This window comes from Pusillimonas sp. (assembly GCF_044464525.1).
Lineage (GTDB): Bacteria > Pseudomonadota > Gammaproteobacteria > Burkholderiales > Burkholderiaceae_B > Pusillimonas.
Window position 1 is genome coordinate 95,148 of sequence record NZ_JBIQLE010000011.1, and the last position, 16,922, is coordinate 112,069.

Consider the following 16,922-nt stretch of genomic DNA (forward strand, 5'->3'; position numbering starts at 1 on the left):
AGAGTATGGAGAGATTTGATGAACCCTAATGAACAGAAGCTGACGTATCCCTGGGGTGATACTTTGCCTCAAGCCGGTCAGGCGGTGGCGATCGGAGACGGTGTGCGTTGGATTCGCATGCCCCTGCCCTTTGCGCTCGACCACATCAATCTTTGGTTGCTGCGCGATGAAATCGACGGTAGGCAGGGTTGGACGGTGGTTGACTGTGGTGTGTCGCGCGACGAGGTGAAGGTGCTGTGGGAAGAAATCTTCCAGAACGCGCTGGACGGGCTGCCGGTGCTGCGGGTGCTGGTGACTCATATGCACCCCGACCATCTTGGCCTGGCGGACTGGATCTGCAGCAAATGGGACGCGCCTTTGTGGATCAGCATGACCGAGTACATGACGGGTTCGCTTTGGTCGCGTCCGGCTGTGGGAGAGGTGGCGGCGGGTGGTATCAGTGGCCAAGCGGCCCTCGATCACTTTGTCCGGCATGGACTCACCGACCCGGACGCGAAAGAGCAGATTCGCCAGCGCGGCAAGTATTACCCTTCTCATGTGCCTTCTGTGCCGGCTCGCTTCCGACGCATCATGGACGGCGACCGCATAGCGATTGGCGGGCGTGATTGGCAAGTAATTGTGGGCTATGGGCATTCTCCGGAGCATGTGTCTTTGTATAGCGACACGCTGCAGATGCTGATCTCGGGCGACATGGTGTTGCCCCGTATTTCCACCAATATCAGTGTGTTCGACTTTGAGCCTGAGGCGAATCCGCTGCCCTTGTATTTGAAGTCGCTGCGGGGGTATGACGGGCTGCCGGAGGACACGGTGGTGCTGCCTTCACACGGGCGTCCGTTCAAGGGCTTGCATGAGCGCATTGCGCAACAGCATGCGCATCACTCTGAGCGCCTGGCTGAGGTGCTGACGGCCTGCCGGGCGTCGGCGTGTTCGGCGGCGGATATTGTCCCCATCATGTTCAAGCGTTCACTTGACGCGCACCAACTGACCTTTGCCATGGGCGAGGCTTTGGCGCATTTGCATGCTTTGTATTACGAGGGGCAGCTAACGCGTGAAGTTGGCGCTGAAGGTGTGATTCGTTTCAGGGCTGTGGATCGCTGATTTCTCTGACCCACAGTTTGGGGCTCTGGTCTTCGGCCGTGAGATTTTCGTTTTTAAGATGGCGCTGTGTTTGTGTTCTTAAGGCGGCGCGGGGGCGCACGAGTCTTTCAGGCGCCGGTCGCTGCGGCCCGGCTTTGCCGGGCTTCCCTCGCCCCTTATCAATTCGGGGCGCTCGCAGAACTCGCGGCGTCGGACCAGTGGTCCGACAAGCGCGCCGCTCGAACATGCTGCGAGCTTGCCTCCCCGAATTGACAAGATGCTCGGCTTGCTCCGACGTCGCCTGAAAGACTCGTGCGCCCCCGCGCCTTAACGCGTCTTGTGGTGGAGTGCAATGTGCTTTCGTCCTCCAGCCCTTCAATTTCGGATTCGCGAGCCACCCCCATGCCGTCTTAAGAACGAAGAGTCGGAACCGAATGGAAGAATCTACGAATGGGGGCAGAGCCACAAGAAATATACGCTAGGAGCTCTTAGCAGCGTCAAAAAGATCATCGCTGCGAAAAAATTAGGCGAAGCGCTAGGCCGATGAATACGATGCCGGCTACCCGGTTGAGCCAGCGTTGGGCGTGCGCGGATTTTTGCAGCATTTCACCGAAGGCGCCGGAGAAGACGGCGATGGCGCCGAAGACCAGCAAGGTGGCCAGCATGAACAGAGCGCCCAGGCTGATGGTCTGCAACGCGACCGAACCGCGTGCGGGCGAGGTGAATTGCGGCAGAAAGGCCAGGAAGAACAGCGACACCTTGGGGTTTGTCAGGTTCATGATGATGCCTCGCCGGAACAGCGCGCCGTGGGGCAGGCGCGGGGCCTTCTTGCCGGTGTCGGTGGCGGCGACGGCGGGCGCGCGGAAGGCGCCCCAGGCCAGATACAGCAGGTAGGCGGCGCCGGCCAGCTTCAGCACCGTGAAGGCGGTTTCAGAGGTGGCGAACACCGCCGCCAGGCCCACCGCCACGGCCACCGTGTGGCCGATCAGGCCGGTGCACAGCCCCAATACCACCACCATGCCCGCGTCTTTGCCCCACATTGCCGCTTGCATCAAGACAAAGAGATTGTCCGGCCCCGGCGCCAAGGCCAGCAGGACGGCAATGCCGAAGAACGAGAGGGCGATCTGGTAGGTAAGCATGGGACGGGGAAATTATGTGGTAGTTTTAGGCGAACAGAACACTTACCTTGGACGACCATGGCCAGCAATTCGTCGCATATCGACACCCTGTTGTTGCACTCGGGCATTGCCGAGTTTAATCCCAAAACCCAGTCAGCCCCTGTGGCGCTGCCGGCCATGCGGACCAGCACCGTGCGCTTCGCCAACATGGACGCGCATGATCGTGCAGTTGCCGAAAAGGCGCGCGGCGAACGTGCGGCCACCTATGGCCGCGCGGGCATGGACACCCATGCCGCGCTGGAGCAGGTGTTTTGCGAGCTGGAAGGCGCACACAGAGCCTTCCTGGCGCCTTCGGGCCTGTCCGCCATCACGCTTGCCTTCCTGGCCCTGTTGAACGCCGGCGACCACGTGTTGGTGGCCGATTGCGTGTATGGCCCGGTCCGATACCTGGACAAGATTGTCATGGGGCGCATGGGCATTGAAGTTGAGTACTGCCGCGCCACACCCGAGGCCCTAGAGGCGCGCGTACGGCCCAATACCCGGATGCTGTATATCGAGTCACCCGGCTCGCTGCTGTTTGAGATGCTGGATATCCCCGCCCTAGCCCAATTCGCCCGCCGGCACGACCTGGTACTGGTGGACGACAATACATGGGGAGCCGGCTATGTGTACAAGCCTCTTGAGCTTGGCGTGGACGTGTCCGTCGTGGCGGGTACCAAATATATCGGCGGGCATTCCGACCTGATGCTCGGCGCCGTAATGGCCAAAGACCCTGACCTTGCCCGTCGCATCAACGAAACCCATTACGCCATGGGTTACTCCATCAGCGCCGACGATGCGTGGCTTGCCTTGCGAGGGGTGCGCACGTTGCCCTTGCGCATGCGCCAGCACGCCGCCAATGCGATTGAGGTGTGTAATTACCTGGCGGGGCGCCCCGAAACACTACGCATATTTCATCCTGCCTTCCCGAGTGATCCCGGCCATGCCCTTTGGCAGCGTGATTGCGTGGGTTCCAACGGCATGCTGGCTGTCGAGCTCGCCCTGAACCAAGCCCAGGCCCGCCGCTTCGTCGACAGTCTGAGCTTGTTCAGCATCGGATATTCGTGGGGCGGGTTCGAAAGCCTGACCCAACTGGTCGAGCCCTCGGCGTTGAAGGTGCATGGTTATTGGCAAGATAGCGGCGCCGACCGCAGCGTCGTGCGCCTGCACATCGGCCTGGAAGACACTCGCGACTTGATCGCTGATCTGGAACAGGCGCTTCAGGCTGCTCGTTAACATTTCATGCCTCGCCCCGCACCCGCACTTAAAAACCCAATGTGCCGTAGGTAAGAACCCAACGCGCGACGCAAGATCAACTTTCTCAAGACCGTCGGCAAAGCCTGTTTATTTCTTAAGGCTTTCCAGCAATCGCTGGGCTTCGTCAATTGTGCCTTGATAGCTTCCGGTCATCGACGGCGAAGTAACGAACTTGCCCCCGATCGCCAAGCTGGGCGTACCCTGAATACCGTAGGTGTCAGCCAATTCGTTCGCGCGGGCGATTTTGGTTTGAACTCCGAAGGACTTGAACACCGACTCGAACTTGGCTTTATCCACGCCCTGGTCGGCCACCCAGTCGATGATGGCGTCTTGGGTGAAGATACGCTTGTTCTCTTGATGGATTGCCTTGAAAACAGCCGGATGCAGGTCTAGACGCCCGAGGCTTTCCAGCGAGTAATACAGCTTCTGCAGATCGGCCATGCTGGCGTTGAAAGCGACTGGCACATGCTTGACTACCGTGTCTTCCGGCAGCGTTTTAGACCACTTTTCGACCAGGGGCTCCATCGTCGCGCAATGCGGGCAGCTATAGGCGAAAAACTCCAGCACCTCTGTTTTTCCGGCCGTGTCCGACGGCTGCGCCGGATCAACGACGGTGTGGGTTTGCGCTACCGCAGCAGGCGCAATAAAAGCTGTACCAAGAGCGATGGCTGCCAATGCGTGAGAAAAAATGGATTTGAGCGACATTTGAATATCCTGAACGATGTTGAGCATTAAGACCGGGAAACAGCAGGCAAGTTCAAGCCGGGGGGTCAAGGCGCCTTTACGACGTTTGATTCGATTTTGGCTTCGCTCAGGCGCACGCGCGAGCGGTTCATCTCGTCGATGCCCTTGAAAGGACCCACACGCACACGATGCATGGCGGAGCCCCCGACCTGCGCCTCTTGCACCTGCGCGGGAAGGCCCATCAGCAGGATCTGCGCCTTGACCGCCTCGGCGTCGTTGCTTGAACGGAAGGCCCCAGCCTGCAGAAAGTAGGTGGTTTGGGTGGTGGCCGCGATGTCGGCTGCCGACGGCCTGCGCTGGCTTTCGGCCTGCGCGGGCGGTGGCGGTTTGTCGGGCGTACCGGGTTCGGCCGTGTCGAGCGTTTCAAGCAATGCGCCCAGCGCGTCTTGATCTGCTCCTCGCGCTTGGCCGGGAAGCGGCGCGGGCGGCGTTATGGTGGGCCCGTTGGCTGCGCTTCCCGCACCGCCGCCCTGGCCATAAAGCCCCAGATTCGGATCGGGCGCGTCACTTACGTTGGGAGGCAGAAGCACGTTTGCCGGGTCGCGGCTGGCCTTGTCGACGAAGGGCATGGGTACCTGGGTGACGAAATACGCCACCGCCGCGGCGGCGCCCAGGCCTATGATCAGGCCCGCCAACAGGCCGAACAGCGTGCTGCCGCCGGTTTTCTTCGAGCTGGATGATTTGCGACGTTGTGCCATTTCAGCGTTTACATCCTTTCGGGGGCGGAAACCCCAAGTAGTTGCAGCCCGCTTGCCAGTACCTGGCGCGTGGCCTGGGCCAGGCGCAGACGAGCCAGCTTCAGAGCTTCGTCGTCCACCAGCACACGTTCGGAGTTATACCAAGCGTGGAAATCCGAAGCGCAGTCGCGTAGCCAGAACGCCACATGGTGGGGTGCGAGCTCTTGGGCCGCTTGTGCAATGACGGCGGGATATTCGGCCAAGCGTTGAAGCAGTGCGATTTCGCTGGGCGCGGTCAGGGGTGAGGCATTGGCCTGGTCAATGCCGGCCTGGGCTTGGGGCGACTGGGCCAGCATGGAACAGATGCGCGCATGCGCGTATTGAATATAGTAAACCGGATTTTCTTCGCTCTTGGACAGGGCCAGGTCAATGTCGAAGACGAATTCGGAATCGGCCCGCCGCTGCACCAGGAAGAAGCGTACGGCGTCTTGCCCCACCCAGTCGATCAGGTCGCGCATGGTGACGTAGCTGCCGGCTCGTTTCGAGATCTTGACCTCGGCGCCGTCGCGCACCACCTTGACCATCTTGTGCAGGATATAGGCGGGAAATTCTTTGGGTATGCCCAGGTTGAGCCCTTGCAGACCGGCGCGCACGCGCGCGATGGTGCCGTGGTGGTCGCTGCCCTGGATATTTACCGCATGATGGAAGCCGCGCTGCCACTTGGCGACGTGGTAGGCGACATCGGGCACGAAATAGGTGTAGCCGCCTTCAGACTTGCGCATGACACGGTCTTTGTCGTCGCCGGTGCCCAGCTCGGTCGTACGCAGCCAAAGCGCGCCTTCGTGTTCGTAGGTGTGGCCGGCCTGGGTGAGGGCCTTCACGGTTTCTTCGACCCGGCCACTGGTGTACAGCGAGCTTTCCAAGTAGAAATTGTCGAACTTAAGGCCGAATGCCTGCAAGTCGAGGTCTTGTTCGCGACGCAGATACGCCACCGCAAAGCGGCGTATGTCGTCAAGGCTGTCTGCGTTGCCGCTGGCCGTCACCGACTGGCCGTCGGCGGCCTGCACTGTCGCCTTGGAGGCGAAATCGCGGGCGATGTCCAGAATGTAGTCGCCCTTGTAGCCATCGGCGGGAAATTCGGGCGCATCGGGCGCAATGCCTTTGGCCCGGGCCTGCACGCTGATCGCCAGGTTATCGATCTGGTTTCCCGCGTCGTTGTAATAGAACTCGCGCGTAACCTCGTAGCCCTGTGCGCTCAGCAGGCGACACAAAGAGTCGCCCAGTGCGGCCTGGCGCGCATGGCCGACGTGAAGCGGCCCTGTGGGGTTAGCCGACACAAACTCGACCAGCATTTTTTCGTTGCGAGCCGGTTGCGTGCCGAAGCGCTCGCCTTCGTGGCGCAGGGTGTCGAGTACCGCCTGGTGGGCGGCGTTCGTCAGGCGCAGGTTGATGAAGCCGGGGCCGGCCACTTCGGCGGACGCGATCAGATCGTCTGCGCCGGGTTGGGCGGTGAGGGCTTCCACGATCTGCCCAGCCAGCTCGCGTGGATTGCGTCGAGCCGCCTTGGCCAATTGCATGGCCACGTTGGTGGCAAGATCGCCATGGCTGGCGACTTTGGGTCTCTCCAGCAGTATGGCGGGCGTGGCGTCGGGAACGATGGGCTGGATCGCGGCGCGAATGAGGGAGATAAGTTGCTGTTGTTGCCCAGAAAGCATAAGAAGAGATTCATGTAGGCGACCGGACCCCGGCGCCGCCCTTGAGGCGGCCCGGCGCGCGTAGGCGCGGCGGCGCATTGCTTGGAAAGGCTTAAATGATAGCGTGATTTTCCCCAGGTGTGGCCTGGAGGGGCGCCGCGTGCCACCCAAGCTCATCCTGAAGCCAACGGGCATAAGCTTCCAGGTCGACGGTTCCCACTTGGTCCGAACCACTGCCGTGCCAGTCTTCATAGCGTTTTATCAACGCTTCGGTGGCGTCTCGTTGCGCGCTTCCCAGGCGGGCGTGTTCGTCCTGGCGGTCATGCAGGGTGCGTCCGTCAGGGCTGTCGACACGCCGGTCACCGTCATGCAGGCTGCGAACCAGAGATGAGCGCGGATCGTGCACGACGGGGTTGGCGACGGTGGCTTGTTCAGGCGCCAGGGCGCCCAGCGGCACAGAGGCTGCGCGCGCTTGCCATAACATCCAGTTGAGTGCGACATCGGACAGGTCGCCGGGTGTCGGCCCGGCGTGTGACGCGTCGGGAGGCACGCCGCCGCCGACATCGGCGTGCGCGCCGATAAATGGCGCTTCGATCAGATTGGCGGAGGCATCGTGCCCGGCGGCCAATAGCGGGAAAAGTGAGCGTCTTTCGTGCAGGGCAACAGCGTGGGCGACCCAGCCCCAGGCCGCGGCAATGCTGAAATCGTACTGGGAATTAAGCGCGCCGCCCAGGCCGAATTGCGCCACGGTATCGAACAACCCCATGAACCGCAGGTCGACACAGGCTGTGACGTTTCCTCGTAGGGGATCGGCGTAAGAGAACAGTCCGCGATCTATGTGTTGTTCGATCAGGTTGCCGAAATGTCGAGCCAGGGCGGCGCCGCGCGAATAGCCGATGATGTCGATGGGCACGGCTTGGCCGGCGCTGACCGGGGCGGCATGCAGTGCATTGAGCAGATGCTGCCATTGTGTTTCGATGGTTTGCGGCGCCACATGCGCGGCCAAGGCGTCCAGGTCCCAATAATAGGGGTTGCCCGGGCCCGAATGGTAGAACACGGGGCCGTCCAGATAGCGTTGGCTGAGCAGCCAGACATTTCCGCGGGTGTGCGCATTCATTCGGGTACCGTCGAAGGCGAACAGCAGCAGGCCCAGAGGGTCAACATAGCGCCGGGGCTGTTGGCCCGCATAGCCCCATGCCTGTGTTCCAGGCAGCGGCCCCAAGGGGTCGGGCTCGAGATAGTGGCCGAAGCGCGGGTCGTAGGTGCGCAAGAGGTTGTCGTGCCAGCCGGTGGAGGCATCGGCGACCTGCCCTGGCAGCCTCGGGTCGAAGCGCAGGTCTCCCGCTGTTTGGCGCGCCGTACCCAGCGCACTGTAATCGGCCAGCCAGCGAATTTTTCGGTGCGAGTCGGTGACCATGTGCGGGGCGCCCAGCAAGTCTGTGTGTACGGCGTACAGCGTCCCTGCGGGCTGAGCGGCTGAATAGTCGATGACGCCTACCAGGGTGTGGCCTGCATGTATGTATCGGCGGGTAATCGGCAGGCCTTCGGGGTGCGGCGCCTTGCCGCGAGGCCGACGCAATTCAGCGACAACGCGGTTGTCGAGATAGAAATAACGCATATCCTCGTCGGGGGTGAGCACCTGGATGCGATGCCCGAACGCATTGTGCCGATATATGGCCAATAACTGTTTATTGCGCCGTACTTGTTCCAGCCGGCGCTGAGGGCCGTAGCGCAAGTCGAACCCATCTGCAGTTTGGGGCAACCCGGAAGCGTCTCGTTCAATTCGGGGCTGGGAAGAGCTGCCGTTATGCCGGGCGGCCTGCGCTAGCCCATCTTGTCGCCATGCGAACCAGTGTTCTTGTTTGGTGCGCAAGGCATCCTGGTTCACGCGTGTAGCGGCGGATGTCGGCGGCAGTGCCGCAACTGGTGCCGGAAGCTCGGACGAGGATGCGGCCATCAAGCGTGCCTGGCCGTCGTAAGCGTAACGCCACTGGCGCCCAGTGCCCATGGATGGGAAGTGGTTGGCTTCGCGTACAGGACGGTCGCCGGCATCGTGCGCACGAAAATGGTCCCACAGGACAACGTCGTCGTCATAGAGCGCCAATGCCCGAGCCCCGCCTTGCCTATAGGCCACGGCCAGCCTCAGCCCATTGCCATAACGATAGCCGGGTTGCGCCGCCCAGGCCTGGATGACATTGCGCCGCCGGCCTTGCGGGTCGTGCCAGTCGATGCGCATCAGGCTTCCGTCAGCGCTCCAGCCGTAATGCAGGGCGCCTCCTTCGGGAAGGTGGTGGACGAGCGGACGGTGTTTAGTGTCGTACTCGAAGCGATCGACGTATTCACGAAAATTGGCAACATGGCCAGACGTGGCGAAACCGGCCGAAGGTGACGGAAGGGATCGAACCAGGCGTCTTTCAGAGAGCCGACCGTGGCTGTCGTAGTGACGCGATTCGTTTTCATGCGGATGGCGTATGGCTGACAGCCTTGAGCCGTCCCAACCTAGACGGGTTATGTGGCTTGCGCTGCGGTTATGCGCCGTGATGCGCAGGGGCCGACCCTGGGCGTCGTAAACATAATGCCATGCGTCGCCGTTGGCAAAGCGCCGCCTTATCAGCCTTCCCTGGGCATTGAAGCTTACGGTTTCGGCGCCTGTCGCATTGGCATGCCAGGCTTTGCGCCGGCCTAGCTCGTCGAACTCAAGGCTCAGCCCCGGCCATCCTGGGGCAAAAGGCTGCAGCCGTGCCAGGCGGCCCGACGCGTTGCGCAGAATTTCAGTGCCATTGATATGCCGGAGGCGCCCCTGTTGATCGTAGGCGGCGCGGGTTCCCGGTGCGGCGCAACCCGGACATTGGGCGCCATCGACTTTGAGCAGCGCATAACGGCCGGCGTGCCGGGCGAATTCGAAGCGTGTTTGGCGACCGTCGGCTCCGTCAACGACGGTTAGCCCGGTGTGCCGCTCCGTGGCTGCGCGCTGATATGTGATGCGCAGTGCATAAGCCCGGTGGGCGGGATGATGCAGTGAGGATTCGATGGCGCGTGCGCGAACGTCATAAGCCCAGCTATGGGTGCGCAGCGTAGCGGGCTGCTTGCCAGTGGCAGCCAGGGCGATTCCGGTAATCAAGTGCGGCATGCCCGACTGCCGCTGCGCTTCGTATAAATAGCGACGTTCCAGGCCATCCGGGCGGCGCACGGACATCAGTCGCAAGGGGGCGGTACTTTGTTCGCCGGTTACCGCCTCGTAGCGATAATCGAAGCTCCCCAGAGGCGTCTCGATTGTGCTTACATAAGCCCGCCCGGCGCTGATTCGATATTGAAAATGCAGTTCGGCCCGGGTTGGCGAGCCGGCGCCTGTTGTGACGCGAGCGATGGCTCCATTCAGCGGCCCGGCCGAATTGTGACGGACGATGTCGATTACCGCCGGTGCAGCCGTGGCGGCCTGGGATAGGGCGCCGGCTGCCGGCGCGACAATACGCGTCAGCCTTCCGTGCTGGTCGAAGCGCAAGCTGCGACCGTCAGGCCAGCGCCAAACCCATTGCGCTCCATCCTGCTGCAGCACGCCGTGGCGATTGCGCAGGGGCTTGTGCGCGTTGCCCGAGAAGATGATGCGGCTGCCGTCGGCCTGGATGATCTGAATGCGGCCGCCCGCCCGGTAGACACGCGTGTCGTACGAGGTGCCCCAGCCGCGGCCAAACGCGCCATGGCGCGGATCGAGGGAGTTGTAGTGGCGCAGCACCTGCAATAACGGCGCGGCCGGATTCGACGGAAGGTCGAGTTCTTGCTGATGCTTGTTCCCGGTGGCCAGGTGCACCGGGTTGCCGATGCCCAAGCTCGGTTCGGGTTCGGTCAGGCCTTGGCTGCCCACCCCTTCTAGGGCGCAGGGATGCCCCAGCGCGGGCGGCGAGCAGACGTCTTGAGCTTGGGCCGAGGCAAGCTTAAGCGCAAGAAAAATAGCGAGCAAAAGGCGGGTGATCACGAGGCTTTCCAGATGGAAAAGAAACCTTGATCATGCCGCTTGGCACGCTTCGGATGTTAGGGTAGTGTAGAACTTCGTCTATTGAGGAAAACCGACATGCTAGTTGTCTTTTATTCCAAACCCGCCGCCGAAGTCCTTATGTTTGCCCAGCATGCCCTGCCCATCCTCAAGGCAGCAGGCAAGCCTTACACCAACACTCTGCCCGAGCGCGGTGTCATCACGAGCGAACAATTGGCTGACGCCATCGCGGGTATCGAAAAGGCCATCGCCGAAGGGCCGCCCACAGACGATACGGAAAGCGACGACGACAATGACGATCGCGAGCACCCGATCTCGCTGCCGGTCAGTTTTCGCCAGCGCTCGTTTCCATTGCTGGCCATGCTTAGGCTGGCACAGCAGCATGGCGCCGACGTAACCTGGGAGCCGGCGCCTTCATGGTAGAAAAAAGGCCGGCCCTGTCAAAAGAGCCGGCCTAGGGCCTGTACGGTCAAGCTATATCGCCATGGCCTATACCGCTACGGCCGATGCCTTTTCGACGGGGTGAGCCGCTGCGTGGCGGTTGATCGCGCTAAGAATGGCCAGGAACGAGGCCGTCACGATGTCGGCATTGATGCCTACGCCAAAGCCCGTGGGAGCGTCTCCGATACGCATTTCCACATAGCAGGCTGCTTTTGTGTCTGTGCCGGTACCGATGGCGTGCTCGTGATAATCCATAATGCGCACATCCAGGTCGAGGGCATTGACGAAGGCCGATATGGCGCCGTCGCCCTGGCCGGTAAGATGGCGGATTTCGTCGCCGTGCTTAAGCTCTACCTCAATGGAGAACTGCTGGCCGCTCTTGGCTTCGGGCGTGCCGGTGATGCGGTGACGCACCAGTTTCCAGGGTGTCTCGAGCCCGAGGTACTCGCTGTTGAACAGCTTGTGGACGTCGTCAGAGGTAACCTCGGCGCCGGTCTCGTCCGACACACGCTGGATGGCGCGGCTAAACTCGATTTGAAGGCGGCGAGGCAGCACAAGCCCATGCTCTTGCTCGAGCAGGTACGACACCCCGCCCTTGCCCGATTGGCTGTTGACGCGGATGACGGCGTCGTAGTTGCGGCCCAGGTCGGCCGGATCGATGGGCAGGTACGGAACCTCCCAGACGGCGTCGGGTTGCTGCTGTGCAAAGCCCTTTTTGATGGCGTCTTGGTGCGAGCCCGAAAATGCGGTAAAGACCAGATCGCCCGCGTACGGATGGCGCGGATGCACAGGCAACTGGTTGCAGTACTCGACACAGCGCCGCACTTCGTCGATATCGGAAAAATCAAGCCCCGGATGTATGCCCTGGGTGTACAGGTTGAGGGCCAGTGTGACGAGGTCGACGTTGCCGGTGCGCTCGCCGTTTCCGAACAAGCAGCCTTCGATGCGATCAGCGCCGGCCATGACCGCGAATTCGGCGGCCGCCACGGCGGTGCCGCGGTCGTTGTGCGGGTGCACGCTAAGCACGATGCAGTCGCGCCGCTGAAGGTTGTTGTGCATCCACTCGATCTGGTCGGCGTACAGGTTGGGCGTGGTGGCCTCGATGGTGGCCGGCAGATTGAATATGATCTTGGATTCGGGCGTTGGCTGCCAGGCTTGGCTTACCGCATTGCACACATCAAGCGCAACCTCGGGCTCGGTGGTACTGAAGACCTCGGGCGAGTATTCGTAGCGCCAGTACGTTTCGGGGTGCTGCAAGGTGTAGTGCTTGACCAGCTTGGTGCCGCTGACGGCCAATTCGCGAACCTCGTCCTTGCTCATGTTGAAGACGATCTTGCGAAAAGCGGGGGCGCAAGCGTTGTACAGGTGGACGATGGCTTTTTTAGCCCCTGCGGCGGCCTCGACCGTGCGCTTGATAAGGTCTTCGCGTGATTGGGTCAGCACGATGATGGTCACATCGTCGGGAATGCGCTTGTCGTCGACCAGCTTGCGTACGAAATCGTAGTCGGTCTGCGACGCCGACGGGAAGCCGACCTCGATTTCCTTGAATCCAATTTTGATGAGTTGTTCGAAGAAGCGCAGCTTGCGCTCGACGCTCATGGGCTCGATAAGAGACTGGTTTCCATCGCGCAGGTCGGTACTCATCCAAATGGGGGGATGAGTGATGCGCTTGCTGGGCCAGGTGCGCTCAGCGTAGTCGCGTTCAAACGCAACAAACGGGCGATATTTGTCGGAAGGGTTAGAGAGCATAAGGCACCTATCTACGGAGTTCTTTCTTGTGTGGGTCGTCTGGTCGCCGTATTTGCACTGGACCGTGAATTAGCCCGCAGGCTTCAGTAGCACAAGTTGACGACGTAATAATATCGGCGTGGCTGACTGGCTGCCGAACTGCCACACGACGCTAGGCCCGGCAACCGATCGGTAGCAGCAGGGATAGGGCCAGAGCGGAAAGAGAAGCGCGGCAAACGCCGGCATTGGGAGCAAACGCCACCGCACCGGCAGCAGGGCTGCCGGAAGCAATAAATACAGAGGTGGCGTTGGTGAATTCCATATTTAATAGTCTAAACATTGTTACGTGCGCGCGCAAGAGCCGGGGCCTGTCGGGGCGTGGCGCGTTATAGCGGGAGCACGCCGTTGGCGAGGCGTTGCGACAAGTCAGGAAAGCGGCTGTGCAGCGACCGGCTGCTGGCGTGGATCGGTGGTAGCCGCCGGTTCGGCCAGTATCTGAGCTTGCTGGCGCGTAAGATCGATTTTACCCGCCCTGCCCGACTTCAATTCGGCGGCGGTGCGTTGTAAAACCCCAACAGTTACCGGCTGGCTGCGGTCTTGCCATGCCCAGCGCAGGACGTCGCGGGCCGGTTCGGACAATTGAGCGACCAGGCTCTGGAAAGTGTCGGCATTGACGATCTTGCCTCGCACCCGCTCCCCACTTGCCCGTACGAAGCCGAACAAAAGATAAGCGATGATAAGCGTGCACAATGCAACCAGAACCCACCAGAAAAAAGAGTTGTAGCGTTGCAGGAACGCAATGGAATCGCCGCCGAGCGCCTGCAAGCCCGAGTAATCGACCCCGTCTCCAAACGCGATGAGCCGGGTAAGGAGGTCATACCAGATGATGGCCACCACCGCCACCACCACGGTGCACAGAATTTTTTGCGTTGCTGTAAGCTTTAGCAGGGCGCTGCGCAGCACAGCTTGATCTTGTGGGGCCGCCCGAGTGCTTGATATTTGTTTCATGCGGGTCATTTTACCTATGCAATCGCGCCATTCAATCGAACTGCGCCAGCATCAGCAACTGGCGCTGACTCCTCAACTGCGGCAGGCCATACGCCTTTTGCAGTGTTCGGCGCAAGACCTTGAACTTGAGATTGCCCAGGCTTTGCTCGACAACCCTTTGCTGGAACGCGTTGAAGAGTATGACACCGAAGGCGCAGATTCGGAAACAGACTCGTTACAGGATGATAGGAGTTTCGACGTATCGGGCGAGCCGATGTCGCGCTTTCGTGACGGCGATGATTATGCACCCCGCGAAGCCACGATTGAGCCCACCTTGCGCCAACATCTTCTGGAACAGTTGCGTTTAACCAGAGCGACACAGCGCGACCGCGTGTTGGTGGAGCTGTTGATCGAAGAGCTGGACGATAACGGTTACCTGACGACTCCGCTGGATGAACTGGCCGCGCTGCTTCCGGCCGAGTTGGGCGTCGAAAGCGGCGACTGGCTGGTTGCGCTGCGTTTGCTCCAGTCGTTTGATCCGCCCGGCGTGGGTGCGGCGTCGGTGTCCGAATGCCTGCTGCTGCAACTTGGACGTCTGGATTGCACTGCGGGCGTTGAGGTAGTGGACTGCGCTCGCAAACTGGCTGCAGGACACCTGGCGTTACTGGCCTCGGGCAAGCTGACCGGCTTGCGCCGGCAATTGGGATACGAACAAGACGTCCTGCTCGAGGCACGGCGGCTGCTCCTGCGGCTTGATCCCAAACCGGGGCGAGATTGGGCCTCGGACGTTGCCGATTATGTGCGGCCGGAGGTTATTGCGCGTAAGTCGGGCGGCGTGTGGCGGGCATTTCTTCATTCGGCTGTGAAGCCGGCCTTGCGAGTCGATTCGGCCTATGAGCGCATCATCCGCCAGACCGGTGATGCGGGCGGCGATCCCCTGCGGCAACGGCTTCAAGAGGCTCATGGCCTGATCAAAAGCATTCAGCAGCGATTCGACACCATACTGCGTGTTGCCGGAGCAGTGGTGGAACATCAGCAGGCCTTTTTTGAACTCGGCGAACAGGCGCTTCGGCCGCTTGTACTGCGGGACATCGCCCAGGAACTGCAGATGCATGAGTCCACCGTGTCGCGCTCTACTCGGCAAAAATACATCCAGACACCCTGGGGTATGTACGAACTCAAATATTTCTTCACAACCGCCGTTGGCCTTGAGGATGGAGACACGACTTCGTCCGCTGCGGTGCGTTCAGTCATTCAAGAGCTTGTCGAGGGTGAGCCGGTTGGCAAGCCTTTGTCGGATGGTCGGATCGCGTCCATGCTGGGCGAGCGCGGCGTTGTGATCGCGCGTCGAACCGTGGCCAAATACCGCGAGGCTGCGGGCATTCCCCCCGCCGCGCAGCGTCGTGCGCGGGCGCGCCTGGATGGTGACAGCGTTCGCTAGTGCTCGCTTGCACTAAGGCGGGCAGGCGCACATCGACTGTTGCGATGCTTGAAATACCCACCAAGCCCCTGACTCATTTACAATTTTTGCAATAGAACCCGGTTTTTGTCGTTGCTTTTTCTTGAAAGCTGGATAATAATTATTCTCATGTTCATTTGTATATGTAGCGCCATCACAGAGCGCCAGGTCATCAAGGCCGTCGCAGACGGAGCTGAAACGCTCGTCGACCTCCAGGTGGATCTGGGTGTCGCGATGTGTTGCGGCCGTTGCGCCGACACCGCCAGCGAGTATCTCCCGGGCGGGCGAGAGGCTGAGCATCTTTCAGGCACCGCTATCGGCGCAGTTGTCGAAGAAGCCGCCAACGATGCTTCGTTGGGCGGCATGACGGTACGTGTGGTTGCGCGCCGCGCCTGAGCCCTTTTACAAAAAGAAACAATATTCTTCAGGCAGGCTCTCTTTCGCAGAACCGGCCCCGGGCAGGTTGTTCCCGCCTTGCAGTCATAAATAGTTACCTGCTTTTCGCCACCCCCTGATATGCGCTGAGCCGCATGGCGCCGACCTTGCGCAGGTACTGCTAGCGACAAGCGAACTCATTCTTATTCAGCGAAATGCTGTATTCATGCGGGTTTCCGGACGTTTTCCGCCTTGTGAAGGTACTGATAAATTACCTTCTCCATGGTAGGCTATTGCCTAACCAGAGCATACACAGATCAATAATTCCGGGCCGCGCAAGCGGCCGTCGGGTTTACCAGGAGCACGTCATGAAGCGCGACCCCACTGTCATCCAGCATTTGAACGCACAGCTCAAGAACGAGCTTACGGCCATCAACCAGTATTTTTTGCATGCCCGCATGCTTAACCATTGGGGCTTCAACAAGCTGGGCAAGCACGAGTACGATGAGTCCATCGGCGAAATGAAGCACGCCGATCTCTTGATCGAGCGCATATTCATGCTCGACGGCCTGCCCAACTTGCAAGACTTGCACAAGCTCTTGATCGGCGAAGATGTGCCAGAGATTTTGTCTTGCGATCTCAAGCTGGAAACGGCTGCCCACAAGACGGTTACCGAGGCCATGGCCTACTGCGAGTCGGTACGCGATTATGTCTCGCGCGATTTGTTCCAGAAAATTCTCGACGACACCGAAGAGCACATTGATTGGCTCGAAACCCAAATCGAGCTGGTTGAAAAAGTCGGGCTGCAAAATTACCTGCAGTCGCAGATGGAAGAATAAGCGGCTTATTCCCATCCGTGTATACGCAGCCGGCCCTGAAAAGGGCCGGCTTTTATTTTTTGCGGTCGTTCGACCGCATCCGGATAAGTTCCGGGCAGGCAAGCGGGCTGCGAAAAGCTAGAAGCTCTTGGCCGGGCAGTCTGCCACTTTGCCCCAAGCGCCGTTCGGTGTGCAGTACTTGTTGCGTGCCGCCCAGGCGCAGCTGGGCCGGTCGAAGAAGCTCTCGGCATCGCAAGCTTGCAGGTCTTGGCGCAGACGGGCCTGCCAGGCGCCGGAATTGCCCACTGGTTGTGCCGCCACGTGGGGGGAAGGTACATCGGGCGCTTCGATAGGCTGTATGGGCGCGCCCTGGTTCAGGCTTCCCATCAGCTCGCCCACGTCGGCGATGCCGCTCAAGCTGCTCGAGCCGCCGCCGGCGGGTATCTGTTGGGCCTCAACCATGGTGGTCGAGGGGGTTGCCACCGCAATGGCCTGGTTGGATTTGGTTTCGTCCAAC

13 protein-coding genes and 1 pseudogene are annotated in these 16,922 nt (G+C 60.8%); 6 read left to right on the plus strand and 8 right to left on the minus strand.

The features are described from left to right. Positions 1-18: 18 nt before the first annotated feature. A complete protein-coding gene (locus ACIY1O_RS08320; RefSeq protein ID WP_397474623.1) occupies positions 19-1,098 on the plus strand; it encodes an MBL fold metallo-hydrolase in 1,080 nt (359 codons plus the stop codon). A gap of 485 nt (positions 1,099-1,583) precedes the next feature. Here the strand turns inward: ACIY1O_RS08320 and ACIY1O_RS08325 are convergent, their stop codons facing one another. Continuing rightward, entirely contained in the window at positions 1,584-2,216 is a 633-nt protein-coding gene (locus ACIY1O_RS08325) for a LysE family translocator (RefSeq protein WP_397474624.1), read from the minus strand. Positions 2,217-2,273: 57 nt separating this feature from the next. Here ACIY1O_RS08325 and metC point away from each other — a divergent pair, with 57 nt between their 5' ends. After that, positions 2,274-3,470, plus strand: coding sequence for a cystathionine beta-lyase (gene metC / locus ACIY1O_RS08330; RefSeq protein WP_397474625.1), 1,197 nt, complete (start codon positions 2,274-2,276; stop codon positions 3,468-3,470). Positions 3,471-3,578: 108 nt separating this feature from the next. Here metC and ACIY1O_RS08335 read toward each other — a convergent pair whose 3' ends face one another. From ACIY1O_RS08335 to ACIY1O_RS08350, 4 genes are all read right to left on the minus strand, one after another. Then, entirely contained in the window at positions 3,579-4,196 is a 618-nt protein-coding gene (locus ACIY1O_RS08335) for a thiol:disulfide interchange protein DsbA/DsbL (protein ID WP_397474626.1), read from the minus strand. A gap of 65 nt (positions 4,197-4,261) precedes the next feature. Then, on the minus strand, positions 4,262-4,933 hold the full coding sequence (locus ACIY1O_RS08340) for an SPOR domain-containing protein (RefSeq protein ID WP_397474627.1): 672 nt from the start codon (positions 4,931-4,933) through the stop codon (positions 4,262-4,264). Between the two features lie 8 nt (positions 4,934-4,941). Beyond that, on the minus strand, positions 4,942-6,627 hold the full coding sequence (argS, locus tag ACIY1O_RS08345) for an arginine--tRNA ligase (protein WP_397474628.1): 1,686 nt from the start codon (positions 6,625-6,627) through the stop codon (positions 4,942-4,944). 91 nt (positions 6,628-6,718) lie between these two features. After that, positions 6,719-10,579, minus strand: coding sequence for a phospholipase effector Tle1 domain-containing protein (locus ACIY1O_RS08350; RefSeq protein ID WP_397474629.1), 3,861 nt, complete (start codon positions 10,577-10,579; stop codon positions 6,719-6,721). Positions 10,580-10,675: 96 nt separating this feature from the next. Here ACIY1O_RS08350 and ACIY1O_RS08355 point away from each other — a divergent pair, with 96 nt between their 5' ends. Continuing rightward, on the plus strand, positions 10,676-11,020 hold the full coding sequence (locus tag ACIY1O_RS08355) for a DUF1840 domain-containing protein (RefSeq protein ID WP_397474630.1): 345 nt from the start codon (positions 10,676-10,678) through the stop codon (positions 11,018-11,020). A gap of 66 nt (positions 11,021-11,086) precedes the next feature. On the opposite strand, the gene leuA is transcribed toward ACIY1O_RS08355, so the two are convergent. After that, the gene (gene leuA / locus ACIY1O_RS08360; RefSeq protein WP_397474631.1) at positions 11,087-12,787 is read right to left on the minus strand and encodes a 2-isopropylmalate synthase; all 1,701 of its coding nucleotides are present in this window, start codon (positions 12,785-12,787) and stop codon (positions 11,087-11,089) included. Between the two features lie 405 nt (positions 12,788-13,192). Then, a complete protein-coding gene (locus tag ACIY1O_RS08365) occupies positions 13,193-13,774 on the minus strand; it encodes a hypothetical protein (protein WP_397474632.1) in 582 nt (193 codons plus the stop codon). Between ACIY1O_RS08365 and rpoN the strand changes: the two genes are divergently transcribed. From rpoN to bfr, 3 genes are all read left to right on the plus strand, one after another. Further along, positions 13,773-15,194 carry an RNA polymerase factor sigma-54 gene (gene rpoN, locus ACIY1O_RS08370; RefSeq protein WP_397474633.1) on the plus strand — a complete coding sequence of 474 codons (1,422 nt, stop codon included), beginning with the start codon at positions 13,773-13,775 and terminating at the stop codon, positions 15,192-15,194. The two genes, ACIY1O_RS08365 and rpoN, sit on opposite strands and share 2 nt — an antisense overlap. Positions 15,195-15,341: 147 nt before the next feature. Then, positions 15,342-15,608, plus strand: coding sequence for a (2Fe-2S)-binding protein (locus ACIY1O_RS08375; protein ID WP_397474634.1), 267 nt, complete (start codon positions 15,342-15,344; stop codon positions 15,606-15,608). A gap of 347 nt (positions 15,609-15,955) precedes the next feature. Further along, entirely contained in the window at positions 15,956-16,426 is a 471-nt protein-coding gene (gene bfr / locus ACIY1O_RS08380) for a bacterioferritin (protein ID WP_397474635.1), read from the plus strand. 117 nt (positions 16,427-16,543) lie between these two features. Here the strand turns inward: bfr and ACIY1O_RS08385 are convergent. After that, positions 16,544-16,922, minus strand: a pseudogene (locus ACIY1O_RS08385) (hypothetical protein); the annotation flags it as partial.

Excerpts from the sequence above, each read along its gene's own strand:
- leuA (WP_397474631.1), bottom strand. The coding sequence starts at position 12,787 with ATGCTCTCTAACCCTTCCGACAAATATCGCCCGTTTGTTGCGTTTGAA.
- metC (WP_397474625.1), top strand. The coding sequence starts at position 2,274 with ATGGCCAGCAATTCGTCGCATATCGACACCCTGTTGTTGCACTCGGGC.
- ACIY1O_RS08320 (WP_397474623.1), top strand. The coding sequence starts at position 19 with ATGAACCCTAATGAACAGAAGCTGACGTATCCCTGGGGTGATACTTTG.
- rpoN (WP_397474633.1), top strand. The coding sequence starts at position 13,773 with ATGCGGGTCATTTTACCTATGCAATCGCGCCATTCAATCGAACTGCGC.
- ACIY1O_RS08365 (WP_397474632.1), bottom strand. The coding sequence starts at position 13,774 with ATGAAACAAATATCAAGCACTCGGGCGGCCCCACAAGATCAAGCTGTG.
- ACIY1O_RS08335 (WP_397474626.1), bottom strand. The coding sequence starts at position 4,196 with ATGTCGCTCAAATCCATTTTTTCTCACGCATTGGCAGCCATCGCTCTT.
- argS (WP_397474628.1), bottom strand. The coding sequence starts at position 6,627 with ATGCTTTCTGGGCAACAACAGCAACTTATCTCCCTCATTCGCGCCGCG.
- ACIY1O_RS08355 (WP_397474630.1), top strand. The coding sequence starts at position 10,676 with ATGCTAGTTGTCTTTTATTCCAAACCCGCCGCCGAAGTCCTTATGTTT.
- ACIY1O_RS08375 (WP_397474634.1), top strand. The coding sequence starts at position 15,342 with ATGTTCATTTGTATATGTAGCGCCATCACAGAGCGCCAGGTCATCAAG.
- ACIY1O_RS08340 (WP_397474627.1), bottom strand. The coding sequence starts at position 4,933 with ATGGCACAACGTCGCAAATCATCCAGCTCGAAGAAAACCGGCGGCAGC.
- bfr (WP_397474635.1), top strand. The coding sequence starts at position 15,956 with ATGAAGCGCGACCCCACTGTCATCCAGCATTTGAACGCACAGCTCAAG.
- ACIY1O_RS08325 (WP_397474624.1), bottom strand. The coding sequence starts at position 2,216 with ATGCTTACCTACCAGATCGCCCTCTCGTTCTTCGGCATTGCCGTCCTG.